The following is a 20,535-nucleotide window of genomic DNA, read 5'->3' on the forward strand; positions in this document are numbered from 1 at the left end:
ATGTCGAAATAAATAAATGCAAATTGATATGGATAATAAGTAATTTGTATTATTAATTGCTAAAAGGAGTGTTATGTTTGAGTGAACCTATTTTATCACTTAGGAAAGTGAATAAAAAAATCGGAAAAAACCATATCATCAAGGATCTTTCATTTGATGTATATCCAGGGGAAGTATTTGGATTTCTTGGCCCAAATGGGGCCGGTAAAACGACAACTATTCGCATGATAGTAGGCCTAACCAATATTACATCTGGCGAAATAATCGTTAATGGTAACAGCATCAGTAAAAACTATAAAAAGGCGATTGAAAATATTGGTGCAATTGTAGAGAATCCGGAGTTATATCCGTACCTGACAGCAAGGAAAAACTTAATCCATTTTGGTCGTATGAGTAACAATGTTACCAAAGAGGATATTCAACATCGGTTAGAATTAGTAAATCTAGATCATGTCAAAGATGAGAAAGTAGCTCGCTTTTCTCTTGGTATGAAGCAGCGTTTAGGAATTGCCCAAGCTATGCTTCACAATCCTAAAATTCTCATTTTGGATGAACCAACAAATGGATTGGATCCGGCAGGTATAAGGCAAATGCGTGACTATTTACGTAAAGTTGCCAAAGAAGAGGGAATCGCCATTCTTGTATCGAGTCATGTCCTATCAGAGATGGAGTTAATGTGTGACCGTTTTGCAATTATTCAAAAGGGAGAACTTGTTCAAGTAGAAGATGTCTCTAGTGAAGAACAAGCAGATATAGCTAACCGCCATATTTTTGAGGTGAATGATGTGGAGAAAGCCAAGGATATCTTGCTGAGCGAATATCCAGATATAGCTATTGAAATTCACGATAACTTATTACAAGTGGATGCTACAAAAGAGCAGATTGGTAGTTTCATTACATACTTAACAAGTAAAGGTATTATTCTCTACCAAGTAATAAGAGAAAAGCAAACGCTAGAAGAAAGATTCTTACAGGCTACAAATGGGGAGGTCTCCTAATGTTATTACTAAAGTTAATTCAAAATGAATGGATGAAATTATTTAATCGTGTCAGTACGTATGTGATGCTTGGCATATTACTATTAGGTATTGTTCTTACAGCAGTTGTCATCTTCTTTAACCAAACGGAAAGTAGTGACTTGCCTAGTGAAGAGGACTGGAAGCAAGAACTAACAATATCAAATGAATCGTATAAACAAACAGAGGAAGAAGCTTTTAATTATTTTACCGAATCCTATGCGATAAATCAGCAAGCAATCAATAATTACCGAATAGAGAACAATATTTCTCCACACGAAGAAACCAATGTATGGACCTATATGGATACGAATATATTATTAATCCAATTAATAGGGGTATTTGTAATTATTGTTGGGTCTTCTATTGTTGCACATGAGTTTAACAAAGGGACTATTAAATTACTATTGGTACGCTCTGCATCAAGAAACCAAATACTTGCATCAAAATTCATTACGACATTATTGTTTGGTATCTTGCTATTAGCGATAACTTTTGTACTTTCATTTATTATTGGTAGTATATTATTCGGTTTCGATGGTTCTTCCGTGCATTTATCAGCTATTGATGGTGAAGTTACAGAGCGTTCTAGAATCTTGTTCTTAGGATTAAGTTATTTGGCAAGTTCTGTCTCCGTTCTAATGTTAACAGCGATGGCATTTATGATATCAACTATATTTAGAAGCGAAACAATTGCAATTGCATTATCCGTAATGCTGTTATTCATTGGAAGTACTGCAACAGGTATATTAGCATTGTTTACAGATTGGGCTAAATATTCCTTATTTGCAAATACCAACTTAGAGTTATACTTTACAGATGGACCATTAATTGAAGGAATGACCCTCGGTTTCTCCGTTGCGGTACTAATCGTTTATCTAATTTTATTCTTATTCTTCTCCTTCTTGTTCTTTAAGAAGAGGGATGTAAGTATCTAATAACGATTAAATGATAAACCTGTCTGAGGAAGAGGTTGGGACATAATTAAGAGGTTAAGTTGAAGACCTGAACGATTCGCCAAAGAATAATATATTTCCGGAGCGGGTCTACGCGCTTGTCAAATTCGTTAGGATTTTCATCAACTAAAACTCTTTTGTCCCAGCTCTTCTTTTACTTTCCGTAAAATTCAATTGAATCAATATTCTTAATCCAAGCTTCTGCCTTGGTGCCATCAGGGTTTGACTTCCAAAGCGTTGATTCTTCATCCGTAATTGATTTTCCCCGCAACCAAATAATCTTCCTAAGTGATTCTACAAATTGTGGATTATAATCCCCATACCCATTTGGGGGGGTGGTTATTGCTACTTGCTTGTTATCTTCTATATTAATGGAATACAGTATTGGTAATGGTTGTTCAGACCATTTCCCTTCTTCCATCCTAGAAGTAACAATCAGATCATCAGATACCCAATCAAAGTCTATATCGACATAATTTTCCGGTGTGTACTGGACGGATGTAGGCATTTCATGTATTTTCAAGTCCTTATTTTTAAAACCAAAAGTAAGCCTACCTCCACCAGCAATAAAGGCAATCGTATCAGTAGATGGTGCCCACTTTGGCATTCCTACACTGAAGGTCGTTATCTCATCTAATACTTCAAAGTTTTTTCCGTTTCTGTCTATTACAGAAAGCATATTACTATCCATTGCCCAGGAAGCGGTTGGAGAGACGATAAAGGAAATCCAATTACCGCTCGGAGAATATACAAAATCCCCTGCATTTATAGCCAATATGGTTTCGTTGCCATTTCTAATTTCCTTAGGTAAGGTAAAAAAGTAATCAACCTCCCCAATTATGGGGATATCTTCATAGTTTTCATTTACCTTTTTTGTGTATATGTTTGCACTGGTCCATCCATCTGGCTTAAGAAAACCGGAAGAGGAGAGTAGAAAGCCACTACCATCTGGCAACCAGGTAAAATCATTTACACCCATTGCGATATTATAAAACTTCTCTAAATCGGAAATATCCAAAATACTCCTGTCATTGAAGGCAATAACATTTTTATTTGGTGCCCAGGTAGGAGAATATCCATTTCGAGCGACACGTCTCCTTTCTTTTGTTTCGAGGTTATATACCCAAATTTCATTTTCTTCTCCAAATTTATTAGTAGATACAACTTGATACAGAATCCATTTTCCATCAGTCGACCACCTAGGATTAAATACTTTCTTCTTTTTCGTTATTTGTGTTTCTTTGTCGCCAATAAGCGTCCAAAGATTCCCGTCTCGAATAAAAGTAGCTTTTGTATTATTGGTACTCGCAAAAGTAACTATCGGAAAAAGAATACATATCGTCATGATGAATGGAAGTAACCGGAACAAGTAATAAACCTCCTTTTGTTTATCTATACTAATATCCTTCTAGAATTACGGATTATGTATGAATGGTCATTTTCAATTAAGCATTGTTCCGCTATAATAGGTAAGTATGCAAAATTGCTAATAAGTTAAGATTGAATGCTAGAGACATTTTTATAGATAAGCAAAGCTTGAGAGGAGGAGCAAATCTTGACTACAACAAAAAGTGAAACATATATCGCAGAAATTAATGATTTAGATAAGAAGGGTTCAGGGCGATCCGTTGTTTGGCGTGATATTGGTGAGGTTAACCCCAGGAAATTAAAACTTAACATACCGCAAACGTTACCTGGGGAAAAAGTTCGGGTTACCGTTGGACAACCTGAGAAAAAGAGAACAAGAGTCATGCCAGAAGAAATAGTGGAAGCTCATTCAGAACGAGTAGAAGCCCCTTGTCCACATTTTGAACGATGTGGTGGTTGTGTATGGCAACACTGGAAATATACGGGACAGCTAAACCAAAAAACGGACCATGTAAAGAAGGTCTTGGAAGAGCAGGGCTTTGATTCCAATCTAGTACATGACACTATTGGAATGGACAACCCATGGCATTACCGTAATAAGATGGAATTTACCTTTGCCAAGGATGGTTCTTTAGGGCTTCATGAGCTTGGAAACTGGAGAAAGGTCATTTCTTTAGAGACATGCTTAATTGCTGGTAAGGAAATGGTAGAAGCTACTATGGAGGTCGCAGATTGGGCGGAGGATCATGAATTATCAGGGTATGATAAAGACACCCATGAGGGACTTCTTCGTCACTTAATGGTTCGACAGTCATTTGCTACTGGAGAAGTTATGCTAGGTTTATTTGCAACAGAATCTCCATATGGTGAACTTAAAGCTGCAGCAAAAGATTTAGAAGAAAGAATTACAGAGAAATTCCCTGAAGTAAAGAGCTTAATGTGGTTTAAAAATACCGATTGGGCTGACCGTACACAAGCGGAAGAAACTCACACACTAGCAGGACGCGACTTCATTTATGATGAAATGTTAGGTTACCGTTATCGTATTTGGTTCGACACGTTCTTCCAAACAAACCCTACTCAAGCGCAAAAGTTAGTTGAGTTGGCACTGGAAATGGGCAAACCTAAAGAAACTGAGAAAATGATTGACTTGTTCTGTGGTGTTGGCACATTCTCCCTACCATTTGCAAGCAGAGTTGGTAAGTTAGCAGGTATTGAGATTGTGGAAACTTCCATCGAATCTGCAAAGCGAAATGCGAAGGATAATGGAATTGAAAATACGTATTTCTTAGCAAAAGATGCACGAAGAGGAATTGATGAAGTATTAGAGAGCTTTGGAATTCCGGAGTTATTGTTACTTGACCCACCTCGTTCTGGTGCTGGTGGTAAAGTGATGCGTCGTATTGGACGTGCTCAACCGGAACGTGTAGTTTATGTTTCTTGTAATCCGGATACCTTTGCTGTAGATATTAAGGAGCTTGAGGCATTTGGATATGAACTTGTTGAAGTTCAGCCGGTGGATCTTTTTCCGCATACGATGCATGTGGAGTGTGTGGCATTGTTAGTTTTAAGTAATGATTTAGAAGACTTAAATGGTGAAATGTAAGAATTCTTTGATATGGAAATTTTAATAGAGCGCTTGAAAAACCTATGGATGGATCGGAAACCTATTCTACCATACGTCTTTCGGGCGCTTTTTAGTAATAATCTTTATAAGTCGAAAAGAGGATGATTACTATATTTTAAAATGGAGAGATAAACCTCGACCTAAATTTGAGTAATTTTCCATGTTGACAGTGTATAGAAGTTATCAATAGAATAGTCATTATGATGTTATTTTTATCATTTAGGGCTATTAGACTATTAGACTATAAATTACACAACAAGGAGAGGCTCAAATGATTTTAGAAGACTATATTGCATTAATGAATAAGAGTGATTTTGTAGGTATTTCCAACCTATTCACGGAAGACTGTCATTTTAATGATGGTGGAGCAAGAACGATAAATGTAGATGATTTAGTAGTTGATGGAAGAGAAGCAGTGAAAAAAGCATTTGAATCTGTGTGGGAAAATAATAAAGTTCGTGCTGAAATTGTTAAAGTAAATAATAATTCAATTGAATATAATGTCTATCTTGGTGATGTTAAATTAGAATGTGTTGGCTGTGCGACTCTTAAAGATGGATTAATTCATGAGTACATAGTAAGACCTAGATAATAGTTTAAATGATTATTGAAATAGATATAGAGATTAATCATTAATTACGGTTTGGATTCTTAGCTCTATCGTAATTGGTAAGGATTTAGTTATCACAGAACCTTACTTTACAGGGAGCTATTTTATTTTGGTTTTTATATAGGCCTTAATACCTGTGCTATATGTCCTATAATGATAAAAGTAAACATCATCACATTACCAGTTACAACGAGGGAATACTATAAAGGTAGGGTATCTAGATGTTTAAGAAATTAAGTTTTAATCGTAGTAATCTAACAGGCATTAAATTTAAACTAATACTTTCCTTCTCCATATTATTATTACTTTCATCCATTAGCATCGGTGTAGTTGCTATTAATGTTTCTAGTGATATTGTAGTAAAAGAGGCAAGAAATACAGTGCTTTCTGTTGCTGCTGAAGAAGCGAAACTAGTAACAGCAAGATTAGAATCCCATAAAGAAACGATAGAGTCAATATCATCCTTGAATCAAATTAAAAGTATGAATTGGGATGAGCAAAAAGCTCTTATAGAAGATATATTGAAAAATTCATCGTTTACAGATATAGGAATCATGCAAATGGATGGGACCGTTACTTATTCTAAAGGTAATACAGTGAAATATGATTCAACCCATTCAATCAGCGCACCACTAAATGGCGATTCAACAGGCGTCTACTTTGGGGTTGATTCGAATTCTGAAGAGCTAATATTAATGCAATCGGTTCCTATTAAAGCAAACGGCAAGGTAGTTGGAGCTATAGTAGGATATCAAGATGGGGCTTACTTAACGGATTTAGTTGCAGATATTGGATATAAAGAAAGTGGCTTTGGTTATATGGTAGACGGTAATGGTACTACTATTGCTTACCCAGTACTTGATTATGTATTTATGCAAATGAATCCAATTATAGCAGCGGAAGAGGATGATTCTTTTTCTAGTTTAGCATCTATGGTAGAAAAAGCTATAACGGAGAAGAGCGGAACAACGGATTATACCTATGATGGAATTAATTACATAGCTGGTTATGCACCAATTAAAGGAACAGAATGGTCATACATCCTTCTAGCTGTTGAGGACGAGGTATTAGAGGCTATTCCAAGACTACAGAAAACTATTTTATTAATTTCAATAGTTATTATTATACTTTGTATTGTTCTTACATACCTGATTGGTAGATCAATAGTGAATCCAATCGTAGAGATTATTAAGCATTCTAAGAGAATTACAGCATTAGATTTAACAAAAGATATGGATCAAAAACACCTTAAGAAAAAGGATGAAGTGGGCGATTTAGCAAATTCACTTCAAGGACTAACAAAAGCGCTTAGAGATATCGTAAATAATATTAGTGATTCTTCCAAGCAGTTAGCAGTTTCTTCAAAAGAACTAACTGCCACTTCACAGCAATCCTCCGCAGTTTCCCAAGAGGTTTCTATAGCAGTACAAGAGATTTCTGAAGGAGCTAATGAGCAAGCTAGAAATACAGAGGAAGGTCATTCTAAAGCTAGCATGTTAGAAAAAACAATTCAGACTGTTGATGATTATATAAAAGAAGTGAATGACTCTTCTGAACAAGTAAGAAGTGTTGTGGAAGAAGGTATTGTAGAAATTGATACCTTAAGCAAGATTACAGAGGAAAGCACCTCGAACATGGAAGAGATTTATGAGGTAGTTAATAGGGCAAACGATAGTTCTAGAAAGATTAGTGAGGCAAGTAGTCTGATCGAATCAATTGCTTCGCAAACAAGTTTATTATCCTTAAACGCTTCAATCGAAGCTGCTCGTGCTGGAGAAGCTGGTAGAGGATTTGCGGTGGTTGCTGAGGAAATCAGAAAATTATCTGAGCAAACTTCCAATTCGACAAAAGTTATTGATGAGATTGTTAGTGAATTACAACATAACACCAATAATTCCGTGCAAACGATGAATCGAGCTGTTGAGATTTCTAAAGAACAGGCAAACAGTGTTAAAAGCAACAGAGAAAAATATCAAACAATCGAGGTTGCTATGAAGAAAGCAATTGAATTAGTTCATAATCTAAGTGTATCTGGGAAAGAAATGAATCAAATGAGGGAAGAGATTCTTGAGGTATTAAGATCACTTTCTGCAATTGCTGAAGAAAATGCTGCTTCCACTGAGCAAGCATCTGCATCTATAGAAGAACAAACTGCATCTGTTGAGGAGGTTGCTGGTGCGAGTGTGAAGTTATCAGAGCTAGCCAGCCAACTAGAAGAAGTTGTTAGGAAGTTTAAATTGTAAATTCTCATTTTCAGGAATAACTCCACGAACAGTTAGGATTCTCCTTTGGACTACGGGGTCTGCCCCCCTTTACAGGAGCCTAAGACTTTTTGGGGGGATAGGCTTGTTGAGGTTCAGTAAGTTGATCTATTTCCGCATACGATGCATTTGGATTGTTGTACAGTATTTGTTAGAAAAAATTAATAGATGTACCGTGTCGTGTGTAAGCCTTCCTAATCAGGAAGGCTTTTTCATGTATTAAGATATGTTCATCATATATATACCTATACAAGCTTAGAAAAATGACGAATGAAGATAAAATACCTTATAACAGGCTTTGGGGGACCGATAGACAATTTCAAGGTAATAGCAATGGAATAGTTCTTTGCATACAAAAGGTAAAAAAGAACCAAACTAAAATAAAGTTTAGAAATAGTTGGAGGTTCATAATGTCAAATCATAAACAACCAAAGCCCGATAATAGAAATAATAACGTGGAACGTTTACATGACATGATAGAAAATACGCAGGCAAAATTAAAGGATGCTGAAACTAGTTTAGAATTTGCAAATCCAGAGGAACAAGAAATTATAAAACAAAAGAATGAGCGACGAAAACAATCGATCGTTGCTATGGAGAAAGAAATGAAAGATGAAATGGCTGCACGGAAAAAAGATGAAATAAAGGACTGAGACTTAGGGGAGCTTGTCTTAGTCCTTTGTCTGTTATAGACGTGATAATAATAAAAACAGCCAAAAGTTTTACCGAACTAGATGGTGTGTCCTACTAATTCTTATGGTATATTTGTATAAAATTGGTACATAAAAGAGGTGTTACGATGCAGTTAACGATTCATGCAACAGGCAGTAATGTTGAGGTAATCTCCTATTTACTTGCTAAAAACCCTAATAATCTATATGAACGAAGCAATAACGGTCACTTAGTTAGAATGTTTTATAATAAGTTTACAAGTGAAGAAGTAGAAGTGACATTCTTTGTAACACCTGACCCAATCAACCTTTCAAGAAATAGCTCGGAAAACTATGATATTACTTCTTACATAAATGATAGAGAATTTGTAGTAAGTAGCATTTTTTGCTCCTTCTTAAGGTCTGCTCTTGGTACTGCTCTGAACGGAAAGCCAAAGGAAGAATATGCATCATGGGTAAATCATGCCTTCAATTTTCAATTTAGTTTTGGTCCATTGACATCGGACTTATCGGATAAACAAATTATAGATTTGTTTGCACCTTTGGGATATGAAGTGGAAATTACTTATGGCAAGGTAGATTACCAAGTTAATATAAAAAGTAAGAGTACTGCTAGATTTGTTACGTTAAAGGGATTAACCACTCTACAGAATGGAATAAGACAAATCTTTATGTTAATTCCAGTATTGGATAATTATAAGCATTACTATATCGATGAAAAAGAAATTGAAAAGATTGAAAGATATGGTGAGGGGTGGATGGATACTCATCCACAAAGGGAGTTTATCTTACGTCGGGCACTTCGTTTTAAAGAATTATTAGATTCGGTGGAAATGGATGCTAAAAGCAAATCTGAAGGAAAAGCGGCGGAGAAAAGAGTACGGTTGAATGATCTCAGGTATGAGAAAATCATTGATTACATCAAGAATCTTACTAATAGAGAGAGTATTGTTGACTTTGGCTCTGGAGAAGGCAAGCTTTCCGTACGTTTAGGTTTTGTGAAAGGGGTAAAAGAAATATTAGCAGTAGAGCCTTCAGAGGTTGCTGCTTTGAAAGCATTAAAACGTTTTGAAGAATTAAGGGGTAAGGAGAACTTTCTCCAACCAACCCCTGTAATGGGTTCTCTTTTTTATTTTGATGAGAGACTGAAGTCCAAAGACGTGATAGTGTTATGTGAAGTCATTGAACATATTGATGAATATCGATTACCTAAGATTATGGGCACCATTTTAAGGGAGTACAAACCTAAGACGTTAATCATTACTACACCGAACCAGGAATATAATCAAGTTTATGATATGGGGAAAGAATACAGGCACAGCGATCACCGGTTTGAGTGGACAAGAGTGGAATTTCAGGAATGGTGCAATTCACATAACCCAGGTAGTTATGAATTAACATTCGAGGGTATTGGGGAAGAACATCCAACATTCGGATATCCGACCCAAATGGGTATGTTCACGAGAAAGGAGAATCAATGATGGAAATCAGATTACCATATTCCGGAATCGTATTACTCGTAGGACCTTCAAATAGTGGTAAATCTACTTTCTTACAGAACTTAATAGATACCAAGCAGATCCTTTCTTCCGAGGTTGTTAGTTCAGATGATTTTCGGGTACTTGTAAGTAATATAGAATTTATGGATTGGAAGAATCGACCAAAGGATGAGGCAGATGGAATTATTGATCAGTATCAAGTTATTTCAAAGGAAGCCTTTTCCTTGATGGACTCTCTTATTGAAAAAAGATGTTTGTTAAACAAGATGACCTTTGTGGACGCAACCCATTTACACAGTGATGATCGTAAACGATATATCCAGATAGCTAGGAAATGCCATGTTCCAATTATGGCACTTGTTTTTGATATCGATCAGAATACGTTACTTGCTAGAGATGATATACGGGAAAATCCCCGTGGAAAGCGAAGGATTAAACAACAATACCAAACATTTAAAAGGGAGAAGCGATTTATCAAAAAGGAAGGCTATATCGCTTCTTACTTTCTCTCTGACATGGAGGACATTACATTAATCAGAAAAAGTAATAACCCTATCGAAATCAATATTGATAATGGTGTAGATATCATCGGTGATATTCATGGGTGCTATGATGAGATGATTTTACTCTTAGAAAAACTAGGATATGAGAAAAATAGAGAGAATTACTATATTCACCCTGATGGCAGAAGGTTTTTATCACTTGGGGACATCATGAGCCGGGGTCCAAAATCATTAGATACGATGGAATTTTTCTTGAGACATGTGAATGTAGGCCTTGCTTACATGATTGACAGTAATCATGGTTGGAAAATTGCTAGATGGTTAGACGGTAGAAAAGTAACCTTAAGTCATGGCGATGAACTAATTGAAGAGGAAATCAATCAATTTCAGGAGCAATACGGTGAAGAACGAACGAAAGATTTGAAACAACAAATAAAACAATTACTTCTGAATGCACCTTCTCATTATGTCCTGACAAAAAACTCTGTGCCAATAGTAGTATGCACCCATGCTGGGATTAAGGATGAATTTATTGGGAAGCAATCATATGAGATTAGTGATTTTTGTCGGTATGGGGATACAGGTGGTTTTGATGAGAGTGGAAAACCGATAAGAAAAGATTGGACCATCCACCATAAGACTAATAGTTTAATAGTATGGGGGCATGATCCTAAACCGAGGCCACTTATCATTAACAATACGATTAATATTGATCAAGGGGTTGTTTTCGGAGGGGAACTAACTGCTTTTCAGTATCCGGAAAAAGAATTTGTTTCTGTGAAAGCTGCGAAAGATTACTCTGATGGAAGTAATAACCCATTAATAGAGTGGGAGAAGAATAGGCTAAATCCGCCTAATATTACTAAGTTTGTAAATGGCTATTCTGTTTTAACGGATGATATGGGAGAAATACATGTACCTAAAAAACATGCAATCCCAGCTATTGATACCGTATCCCATTTTACAGTTCCAATGGAAGAGCTTGTCTATATTCCACCAACCATGAGTCCGACGCCAAAACCATCTGTTTTAGATGATTATCTTGAGCATCCAAGAGAGGTAATAGAATATTACCGCAGCATGGGAATTGAACGTATGGTGGCAGAGAAGAAACACATGGGTAGTAGAGGTGTACTCTTACTATTTAAGGATCGCGAAACAGGACTTAACTACGTTGGAAGAGAAACACTAGGTGTTATTTATACTAGAACAGGTAGAAGATTTTTTAAGGAAGAAACAGAAAAAGAAATCCTGCTAAAAATTAATAAGGGCCTACGATCAAATGATTATTTTAGGAAGTATGATACCGATTATGTGCTTTTAGATGCCGAGATTATGCCTTGGAATCTAAAGGCGAAAGAACTAATTAGTAATCAATATGCACATGTATCGGAAAATGCTATCTTGGACAGAAGAATATTGAAAGATAAGTTGAAGGAGACTGTTCATAGTAATCCAGATGTAGAGAATTGGCTACAGGAATATGAAGAAAAATTGAATAACGCACACGTCTTTCATGAGGTTTTTCAAAAATATTGCTGGGATGTGGAAGGGATTAAACAAATTCAAATCGCTCCGTTTCACGTATTAGCTCATAGTAAACAGACGTTTTTCCATAAAGCCCATACATGGCATATGGAGATGAATCGGGAGTTTGCAAAGATGATCGATATTTTTGTAGAAACAGAGTATATGGTTATTGAGGATAATTCAAGTGAGGAAGCGGTTACTCAATGGTGGGAAGCTATTACAACGAATGGTCATGAAGGAATTGTGATAAAGCCTGAATTCTTTATCTCAAAACATAAAGGAAAACTAATCCAACCAGCAATGAAGGTTAGAGGAAGAAAGTATTTAAACATCATTTATGGGATGGATTATTTAAACCAAGATAACCTTACAAGATTGAAGGAGCGAAACACATCAAAAAAACAAAAGCTTGCACTCAGAGAATTTGCCCTCGGAGTAGAAGGGATTAACAGGTTTGTTAATGGTGAGTCCATTGAAAGGGTCCATGAATGTGTTCTAGGTGCACTTGCCATGGAATCGGATCCGGTTGACCCGAGGCTTTAATTGTTGGAAATGAGGCTGAAACAAACCTAATAATACATTGCATTATGTAAAAGAGAATCGAAGGGGTAAAATAGATAAGGTAGAAGGGTAAAAGACATCTAATCAAACGTTTGTTTGAATCATAGAAAAGGAGTGTACACAGCATGAGTTCAGTTAATTGGCTAGAAGAGGTATTAAAAAGAAAAGATGATTTCATTAGTGATTTACAAGGTCTATTAAGAATTAAAAGTGTATTAGACGAAGAAAATGCCAAAGAAGATGCACCACTTGGACAAGGATTAAAAGATGCACTTCAATATATGTTAGATTTAGGCGAAAAGGACGGATTTACAAGTAAAAATGTTGGAAATCTTGCTGGTCACGTCGAAATGGGGGAAGGTAAAGAGCTAGTTGGCATTCTTGGTCATGTAGATGTTGTGCCTGAGGGAGACGGATGGAGTATCGATCCGTATGGTGGCGAAGTAAAAGACGGGAAAATATATGCACGTGGTTCTAGTGACGATAAAGGGCCAACAATAGCAGCCTATTATGGTATGAAGATTGTAGATGAATTAGGCTTACCACTTAGCAAGCGAGTACGTTTAATTATTGGGACAGATGAAGAAAGTGATTGGCGTTGTGTAGACCACTATTTTAAACACGAGGAGATGCCAACAACTGGTTTCGTTCCGGATGCTGACTTCCCTATTATTTTTGCCGAAAAAGGAATCTCAGATTATGATTTGGTACAACCTTTTCAAGAGGGTAAATCCAATGCGAAATATGAAATGGTTTCTTTCCAATCAGGACGTCGCTATAACATGGTTCCAGATTATGCAAAAGTTCATCTTAAAGTTGATGAAGCGGATACCGCTGAAATTCAGAACTACCTTGCTTATCTAAAGGAAATGAAATTTGAGGGCGATGCCAATTTTGTAGATAGTGAATTAGTATTGACGCTAGTTGGAAAGAGTGCACACGGTGCTGAACCACGTAATGGGAAAAATGCTGGAACCTTCCTGGCAGAATATCTAAAAACACTAGACTTAGATGATGCTGGTGTTAAATATGTAGATACAGTATCAGAATTTCATGAGAAGTCTCGTGGGGAAGTATTTGGCATTGAATATGCAGATGAAGAATCAGGTGAATTAACCATTAATGTTGGTGTTATGAGTTTTAGTAAAAAAGAAGGTGGCCGTATTGGACTAAATATGCGTTATCCTGTTACATTTGATATAGGTGAAGGAAAGAAGAAAATTGAAGCGACAATAGAAGAAAAGGGACTTCAATTGGAAAACTTTACGGATTCTAAGCCTACATATGTAAAAAAGGACGATCCACTGATTAAGACATTACAAAAAGTGTATGAAGAACAAACTGGTGAAAAAGCAGATCTCCTTGCAATCGGAGGCGGAACCTATTCTCGTGCCCTAGATAAAGGAGTTGCCTTTGGGGCAATGTTCCCAGGCCGTGAAGATGTCATGCATCAGAAGGATGAATATGCGATCATCGAAGATTTATTTAAAGCATCAGCGATTTATGCACAAGCTATTTATGAATTAGCAAAGTAAAAAAGGGCTAGCGTGTCGCTTCGACAAGATATGACAATATTCGGGGAGTGACAGGCACTGAAAAGGAGAGGGTAAGATGAAATACGTTGATACTTGGGATTTGGATACAATATTCCCTGGGGGAACCAAGTCTGAGGAACTTCAGGCTAAACTAAAGACTGTTGAAGAAGATATTGAGGGGCTTGGAAAGCTATTAAAGGATTGGGATACTAATTCTGTTGATGCTTTTAAAGCTATCTTACAAAACCAAGAAAAAATCGGTAAAGGCCTTGGCCAATCAAGAACATTTGTCCAAATGTGGCATGATGCTTATATGAATGACGAGAATGCAAACGTAGTAATGGGACAGATTATGAATCTATATAGTGAAGTTCAAAAACTTTCAAACACATTCACGAAGAAATTAGTCGCCATCTCAGATGAAGATTGGAAAACACTATTAGAAGACAATGATTTACAAGAAGTTTCTTTCTCATTAAATGAAATTCGTAACGACGGCAAGCGTTTGTTATCAGAAGAGGAAGAGAAGCTTATTGCAGAATTAAATAAAGATGGACTATCAGCATGGAGCAATTTATATGATACAACTGTTTCCATTATGACGATTCCGTTTACCGATAAAGAAGGAACAACAACGGAATTATCAGTTGGGCAAGCAATGAACAGAATGTATGCAGATCCAGACCCTGAAGTTCGTAAGCAGCTATTTGAAAACTGGGAAGCTGCCTGGACAAAGTTTGGTCCAATCTTTGCAGATACGATTAATCACTTAGATGGATATAGAATCACTCTTCAAAAAAGTCATGATTATAAAAACCATTTGGAAGAGCCTTTGGAGTACAATCGTATGTCAGAAGAGACACTTAATGCGATGTGGTCTGCGGTTTCAAATAATAAACAGCCTTTCTTAGATTTCCTAGGCCAAAAAGCAAAACTATTAGGTATGGAAAAACTAGGTTGGCAGGATGTGGATGCACCAATAGCAATTGGCAATACAGAACCAACTCGTTTCACTTACGATGAAGCTAGTGACTTTGTCATTGAAAACTTTGCATCATTTGGTGAAAAACTTGCTGGTTTTTCAAAACATGCTCTGGAAAACCGTTGGGTAGAAGCAGAGGATAGACCAAATAAACGTCCGGGAGGATATTGTACAAGTTTGCCGGAGTTTGGTGAATCAAGAATCTTTATGACATTCACAGGCTCACCTTCTGACACAAGTACATTAGCACATGAGTTAGGGCATGCATTCCATAGCCATGTCATGAAAGATTTACCAACATTAAACCGTCGTTATGCCATGAACGTTGCGGAAACGGCTTCCACTTTTGCAGAAACCATTATCGGTAATGCTACCGTGACAAATGCAAAAACAAATGAAGAAAAGATTGCATTGCTAAACTCTAAATTAGAAAATGCGACAGCAATGTTCATGAATATCCATGCTCGATTCTTATTTGAAAATGCTTTTTATGAGGAGCGTGCTAAAGGGATTGTTTCGGAGAAAAGATTGAATGAATTAATGGTAGAAGCACAGAAGGAAGCGTATGTTGACAGTCTAGATAGCTATCATCCACATTTCTGGTGCAGCAAGTTACACTTCTTCATCGATAGTGTACCATTCTATAACTTCCCGTACACCTTTGGCTTCCTATTCAGCTTAGGAATCTATGCAGAATATCTGAAAAAACCAGAGGGCTTTGAGGATAAATATATTGCATTACTGCAAGACACAGGTTCCATGAAAGTAGAAGATCTTGCACAGAAACATCTTGGAGTAGATATCACAAAAGAAGACTTCTGGTCAGCTGGTATTCAGTTAATGGTAAAAGATACTGAGGAATTTATTCGTTTAACAAATGAATTTGTTCAATAATAATATGAAAGGTGCTTATCCATATTTAGTGGAAAAGCACCTTTTATTGTTAATCCCTCAATGAAATGTTGGAACAACTGTCAGTTTGTAAAAGACAAAGCCTCTGGAAAATCGAAAAATCGGTCTATTAGAGCGGCTATAAAAGACAAAGTTACTGGAAAAGCATAAAATCTGTCTATAATAATGGTCTTAAAAGACTAAGTTAATAAAAGCATCAACCAGAAGCAACACTGCATCGACCAAAACCACCTAAGGTTTCAGGACTACCTTAATACAATTATCCTCTTTATCATTAAAAATCTTATACCCGTGAGAGGCTTCTGCTAAAGGCAGTTTATGTGTGATAATTTTCTTAGGATCAATTTTTTCATTTATGATCATGTCATATAAATGGGGCATGAAATGTCTTGCTGGTGCCTGTCCCATTTTAATGGTTATATTTCGAGTAAAGAATGGTCCTAGTGGAAACATGTTGTAAAGGCCACCGTAAACGCCGGTAATCTGTAGAGTACCGCCTTTTCGAACTGCCTTTGTAGCAATTTGAATCGGTCCTAACGTTCCACCTTGAAGCTTTAATTTCTGCCCAACCCATTCCGCAGGCGACTTTTTACCATCCATGCCAACACAATCAATTACGACGTCAGCTCCACCTTTGGTTATTTCTTTTAAGGTCTCACCCATATCCTCATCTTGTGTAAAGTCGAATACTTCCGTTTTATTCATCTGTCTAGAGTGTTCCAGTCTATTTGTAACATAGTCAACTGCGATAACTCGCTCAGCGCCTTGTTTCCAAGCAAATTGTTGGGCCATCAACCCTATTGGTCCACAACCAAGGACAATAACCGTGTCCCCTTTTTTAACATCGGCATTTACCACACTCCAATATGCAGTAGGCAGTACATCAGATAGGAACAGAAGGGATTCATCCTCTAGCTCGCAATCCTCTGGAATTTTAAAAGGGGTGAAATTTCCAAATGGGACGCGTAAATATTCAGCCTGTCCACCTGGATAATTTCCAAACTTCTCAGAGTAACCAAAGTAGCCCCCTGAGTCATAATGAGGGTTTGAATTATCGCATTGACTTTCTAAATCATGGTTACAATAATGACACTTACCACAAGAGACCGTAAATGGAATAATAACTCGATCTCCCTTCTTAACCTTTGTAACATCAGGTCCGACTTCTTCCACAATTCCCATCGGTTCATGTCCAATAACATATCCAATCGGCAATGGAAAATTCCCCTGATACAAATGTAAATCAGAACCACAAATCGCAGTGGATGTAATTTTTACTATTACATCTTCTTTATCTTGTATCATTGGTGCTTCAACATCTTTAACCGCAACTTCATATTTTCCTTGATATGTGACAGCCTTCATGGTTTGCCTCCCGAGAATAAGTAATATGAAGTTATTTTTTGCTCTAGATTTAAATATATGCAAAGACTATATGTAATCATGGTCTATTCCTCTATAACAAAGCTTATAATTCTAGTACAAGCTTATATTAGGGGGAAATAAATTGATGGCTACAATCATGACAATGATCATAACATTTATCGCTACTGGTATCGATGAAATGCTTGTTTTAATTTTATTATTTGCCCATGCTAGGAACCAAAAGCAAATACGACAAGTATATATAGGTCAACAAATTGGAATGACCTTCATTCTTGTATTAGCAATTATTGCAATTTCTGGGATATCTTCTTTTGCTGGAAAATGGACAGGCTTATTAGGGTTACTGCCAATCATTATAGGAGTTATGGAATTAATGGAAAATGATGAAGACAATGAAAGTCCTGGGATTTTGAACAAAATATCGATGTTCAGCAACCTCACTTTAAGGGTTGCGATAATTGCTGTAGTAGGTGGTGCAGAAGAATTGGCAATTTATGTTCCCTATTTCACTTCCCTAACTTGGAATGAAATCATCCTTGCAATCATCACTTTTCTCATCATGATTCCTATCTGGTGTGGGATTTGGCATATGGTGGGTTCAATGAAAAACATCTATCGATTTGTAAAACGATTTCAACGGATACTCATTCCAGTTGTTTTTATTGGGATTGGAATGAAGGTATTGCTAGAAAGTGATACGATTGAAGCAATCATAGATTTATTTATATAGTAGAAGACTTATCCTGAAACTGAACGGAAATAAAGTGATATAATTATTCAGTTGGAGGGAATTCATATGTATTTATTATAACTTTTTGTGAATCTGAACGGATGTCATGAGTCATACTAGTAACAATGTAAAATGAAGCAATGAAGGAGTAATGTTATGACAGAACAAACAAAGGCAAATGAAGGCGATTTAATTGAAATTATGACTGGAGAACATAAAGGGAAAAAAGGTAAAGTTCTTGTAGTTCGAGAAAACTCTGTGATTGTGGAGATTGGCCATAATAAAGTACGCGATGAACCGATAAAGACTGTGATTAACCATAAGAATTATAAATTAGTTTAATGTTGAGTGATAAGTCCACCTTATGAGGTGGGCTTTTTAGTTGAGGATAGTCGACTATGGGAATGAAATATCAATTCATACTACCTTTTGGTAGGAACATGCTCCCTTAAATTGAAATCATGCTCCTATTGTTTATAAGTTTGTATCTGAAAAGCTAACCTGGTGCCCAAATTATCCAATCATATGCCCAATAACAGAAACCTTAGCTTCCGTACCAAATACACTTATCTACAATCCATGCTCTAAACAATACTCATCCACTAACTCTTCAATCTTATCAACAAGTGGATATTTTCCCGAAAAAGTAAAGGTAATCTCCTCCAGAAATTCACCATCATGATAAACATGAATCGCACCATTTTGTTCAATCACACTAAATTCTGGTTCAAATCGATAACCACTTCTTTCTATTGCTCCCATTATAAAATATCTCCTCTACATATTTTTATGTTTTAGTATGCGCTTTACTTGTTTAGTTCAATTCATATGGATAAATTTGTCTTCTAAATCATATCAATGAATGGGGAGGTAGGTTCAATGACAGATAAGCGGAAAAATGACCGTTAAGATGAGCAACTGGAATGTTGGGGTCGCACCACCAAAAAGTTGGGAATCAACCGTTACAAAGTCATCTCCAGCCCTTAGCAATTAAATACGCCTATGGCAGCTAAAACGAGAAAAGTTGCCGTAATACTTTCAGAGGGTTTTAATGGTCCTATAGTAAAATCGGTGCATAATTATTGGAATGCAGAAGGGTTAGTGCTAGAAATAATAAGTGAGGATCAAGGAGTTGTAGCAGGCACAAATGGTGTACAGTTAGAAGCAACACAAAACGTTTATACGACAGACTCTGTATTATATGATGCCGTCTATATGGTGCGAGGAAGCAGTAAGGATGTGAGGTTTAATCAGAAGGTTGCACATTTCCTTGATGAGGCTTATAGCCATAAAAAAACAATTGGGGCTACTGGTGAAGGAGTACACTGGTTGCATGTTAACAAGTTTACCAATAAACCGGGTGTTATTACTGATGATAGTACTAATTTTGCCAATCGGTTTGTTGAAGCAGTGGCACAGCATCGTCATTGGAATAGATAATCAATTTATAGAAATTATTAAGAAAAAATATAGATAAAAAATGCTTGGTTATTTTTGTGTACCAATTAGCCAAGTGTTTTTTATTTTTGTTCCGATAAGTATTAATTATATATGTTGATATTAAATTAGTATTTTCACTTATACTATAAGAAGACTATACTTAATACAGGAGGCGGTGCAGATGGAATACTTGATTATCTTTTTTACAGGTATTATTTCCACTACATTAGGTACTATTGCTGGTGGGGGAGGATTAATAAGTTTACCAATGATGCTTTTATTAGGAGTTCCTATTCATTCAAGCATTGGGGCGAATAAAGTTTCCAATACGGTCAGTGCTTTTTCTAGCTTTTTTCATTTGTTAAGGCAAAAGAAAATGGCAATGAAGGAGTGCTATTGGATTATTCCAATTAGCGTTATTGGTGGTATTAGTGGAGGCCTCATTGCATCCTTAATATCAGCTGAACACCTTTATGTGATTGCAATTATTCTATTATTTTTTGCCTTGGTCACCTCAATGCTTGGGAAGCGGAATTTTACCGGAGGCAATATATTGAAGCCAACCAGAATAAGTATCCCTGGCCTTTATAGTATTGGAATTTATGATGGATTATTCGGACCAGGACAGGGGACATTGATGCTTTACCTATTTGCATATTTAAAGGTTGATTATATTCGAGCTGTAGGCTATACAAGGTTAGCCACTTTTTCGAGTTGTATTGGTGCTGCCATGATGTACATCTCTTCAGGAGTAATTATTTGGGGATTAACATTAACACTACTCTGTGGTTCTGTAATTGGTGCGCAAATAGGGGTACGTTTAGCAGAAAAATTAAAACCGACTTATTTGAAGCCGATTTTAAGGATCGTTACTATTGCTATAATTGTGCAAGTTTTTGTGGAGAATGTTTTGTAAAGATAAGCCAGTTCATTTGAACTGGCTTTTGC

Annotated in this window: 17 protein-coding genes; 14 read left to right on the plus strand and 3 right to left on the minus strand. The window is 36.5% G+C overall.

All coding sequences use genetic code 11. The features are described from left to right. Positions 1-77: 77 nt before the first annotated feature. Both TY11_RS00735 and TY11_RS00740 read left to right on the plus strand, forming a co-directional pair. The gene (locus TY11_RS00735) at positions 78-998 is read left to right on the plus strand and encodes an ABC transporter ATP-binding protein (RefSeq protein ID WP_042142003.1); all 921 of its coding nucleotides are present in this window, start codon (positions 78-80) and stop codon (positions 996-998) included. Continuing rightward, positions 998-1,954, plus strand: coding sequence for an ABC transporter permease (locus TY11_RS00740; RefSeq protein WP_042142004.1), 957 nt, complete (start codon positions 998-1,000; stop codon positions 1,952-1,954). The genes TY11_RS00735 and TY11_RS00740 overlap by 1 nt, the downstream gene beginning before the upstream one ends. Positions 1,955-2,126: 172 nt before the next feature. Here the strand turns inward: TY11_RS00740 and TY11_RS00745 are convergent, their stop codons facing one another. After that, the gene (locus TY11_RS00745) at positions 2,127-3,341 is read right to left on the minus strand and encodes a hypothetical protein (RefSeq protein ID WP_052345680.1); all 1,215 of its coding nucleotides are present in this window, start codon (positions 3,339-3,341) and stop codon (positions 2,127-2,129) included. A gap of 186 nt (positions 3,342-3,527) precedes the next feature. Here TY11_RS00745 and rlmD point away from each other — a divergent pair, with 186 nt between their 5' ends. The 8 genes from rlmD to TY11_RS00785 all read left to right on the plus strand — a co-directional run bounded on the left by rlmD (position 3,528) and on the right by TY11_RS00785 (position 16,013). After that, entirely contained in the window at positions 3,528-4,946 is a 1,419-nt protein-coding gene (gene rlmD, locus TY11_RS00750) for a 23S rRNA (uracil(1939)-C(5))-methyltransferase RlmD (RefSeq protein ID WP_042142005.1), read from the plus strand. A 292-nt stretch (positions 4,947-5,238) separates the two neighbouring features. Then, positions 5,239-5,559: a nuclear transport factor 2 family protein gene (locus TY11_RS00755; RefSeq protein ID WP_042142006.1), complete on the plus strand. Its 321-nt coding sequence runs from the start codon at positions 5,239-5,241 to the stop codon at positions 5,557-5,559. Positions 5,560-5,798: 239 nt separating this feature from the next. After that, positions 5,799-7,820, plus strand: coding sequence for a methyl-accepting chemotaxis protein (locus TY11_RS00760; RefSeq protein ID WP_042142007.1), 2,022 nt, complete (start codon positions 5,799-5,801; stop codon positions 7,818-7,820). Between the two features lie 428 nt (positions 7,821-8,248). Beyond that, on the plus strand, positions 8,249-8,491 hold the full coding sequence (gene tlp, locus TY11_RS00765; protein WP_042142008.1) for a small acid-soluble spore protein Tlp: 243 nt from the start codon (positions 8,249-8,251) through the stop codon (positions 8,489-8,491). Positions 8,492-8,637: 146 nt separating this feature from the next. Further along, positions 8,638-9,990 carry a methyltransferase domain-containing protein gene (locus TY11_RS00770; protein WP_042142009.1) on the plus strand — a complete coding sequence of 451 codons (1,353 nt, stop codon included), beginning with the start codon at positions 8,638-8,640 and terminating at the stop codon, positions 9,988-9,990. Next, on the plus strand, positions 9,990-12,584 hold the full coding sequence (locus TY11_RS00775; RefSeq protein WP_042142010.1) for a polynucleotide kinase-phosphatase: 2,595 nt from the start codon (positions 9,990-9,992) through the stop codon (positions 12,582-12,584). Before TY11_RS00770 ends, TY11_RS00775 begins: the two co-directional genes overlap by 1 nt. A gap of 143 nt (positions 12,585-12,727) precedes the next feature. Further along, a complete protein-coding gene (pepV, locus tag TY11_RS00780) occupies positions 12,728-14,137 on the plus strand; it encodes a dipeptidase PepV (protein WP_042142011.1) in 1,410 nt (469 codons plus the stop codon). A gap of 76 nt (positions 14,138-14,213) precedes the next feature. Further along, positions 14,214-16,013: a M3 family oligoendopeptidase gene (locus TY11_RS00785; RefSeq protein ID WP_042142012.1), complete on the plus strand. Its 1,800-nt coding sequence runs from the start codon at positions 14,214-14,216 to the stop codon at positions 16,011-16,013. 249 nt (positions 16,014-16,262) lie between these two features. Here TY11_RS00785 and TY11_RS00790 read toward each other — a convergent pair whose 3' ends face one another. Beyond that, entirely contained in the window at positions 16,263-17,396 is a 1,134-nt protein-coding gene (locus tag TY11_RS00790) for a zinc-dependent alcohol dehydrogenase (RefSeq protein WP_042142013.1), read from the minus strand. Between the two features lie 145 nt (positions 17,397-17,541). Between TY11_RS00790 and TY11_RS00795 the strand changes: the two genes are divergently transcribed. Together TY11_RS00795 and TY11_RS00800 are read left to right on the plus strand one after the other, a co-directional pair. Next, positions 17,542-18,147 (plus strand): cadmium resistance transporter, encoded by a 606-nt coding sequence (locus tag TY11_RS00795; RefSeq protein WP_042142014.1) that lies wholly within the window; start codon positions 17,542-17,544, stop codon positions 18,145-18,147. A 156-nt stretch (positions 18,148-18,303) separates the two neighbouring features. Continuing rightward, entirely contained in the window at positions 18,304-18,489 is a 186-nt protein-coding gene (locus tag TY11_RS00800; RefSeq protein ID WP_042142015.1) for a DUF2187 family protein, read from the plus strand. 228 nt (positions 18,490-18,717) lie between these two features. Here TY11_RS00800 and TY11_RS00805 read toward each other — a convergent pair whose 3' ends face one another. Continuing rightward, positions 18,718-18,909: a YbxH family protein gene (locus TY11_RS00805; RefSeq protein ID WP_042142016.1), complete on the minus strand. Its 192-nt coding sequence runs from the start codon at positions 18,907-18,909 to the stop codon at positions 18,718-18,720. Positions 18,910-19,149: 240 nt separating this feature from the next. On the opposite strand from TY11_RS00805, the gene TY11_RS00810 reads away from it, so the two are divergent. After that, on the plus strand, positions 19,150-19,587 hold the full coding sequence (locus TY11_RS00810) for a DJ-1/PfpI family protein (RefSeq protein ID WP_231495750.1): 438 nt from the start codon (positions 19,150-19,152) through the stop codon (positions 19,585-19,587). A gap of 181 nt (positions 19,588-19,768) precedes the next feature. Then, entirely contained in the window at positions 19,769-20,503 is a 735-nt protein-coding gene (locus TY11_RS00815; protein WP_042142018.1) for a sulfite exporter TauE/SafE family protein, read from the plus strand. The last annotated feature ends 32 nt before the right edge of the window (positions 20,504-20,535 follow it).

It is taken from the genome of Paucisalibacillus algeriensis, assembly GCF_000577245.1.
Classification (GTDB): domain Bacteria; phylum Bacillota; class Bacilli; order Bacillales; family Amphibacillaceae; genus Ornithinibacillus.